The following is a 441-nucleotide window of genomic DNA, read 5'->3' on the forward strand; positions in this document are numbered from 1 at the left end:
TAAATAATCCGCTCAATAACAGTTTTTTCAGGGTCGATTTTGGGGATTTTATCGCCGACTTGAGTGATGGGGATAATGTTGCCGGAAACGAACCGCCCCTGTTTGTCGGTGATAATTTTGAAAATCGGCGCAATGCCGCTGATGCCGTAGGTGGCAAAGTTGCCGCCGCTGTAAGAGATGAAGCGGTCGTGGTAAAGTTCGACGGCGCGAGTAACGTGCGCCCCCTGCCCGAATACGACATCCGCGCCGGAATCGACGGCGAGCCGCGCAAACTCGACGACGTTGCCCCTGTTTTCCCCATAGAAGATTTCGGTATCGAACGGCAGGTGTTCAGCCTGTTTCCCTTCCGCGCCGCCGTGGAACATCACAATGACGATGTCGGTTTTTTGTTTGGTTTTCCGAATCAGTTTTTTGAATTTGGCGTAATCGTTCAGTTTGACG

1 protein-coding gene is annotated in these 441 nt (G+C 51.7%); it reads right to left on the minus strand.

Annotated elements, in window-relative coordinates; translation table 11 throughout:
- Nucleotides 1-441: CapA family protein (locus RM590_RS35655; RefSeq protein ID WP_311708962.1), on the minus strand; the 441-nt coding region annotated here is incomplete at both ends.

It is taken from the genome of Streptomyces litchfieldiae (genome assembly GCF_031845365.1).
GTDB classification, from domain to species: Bacteria; Actinomycetota; Actinomycetes; order Streptomycetales; family Streptomycetaceae; genus Streptomyces; species Streptomyces litchfieldiae.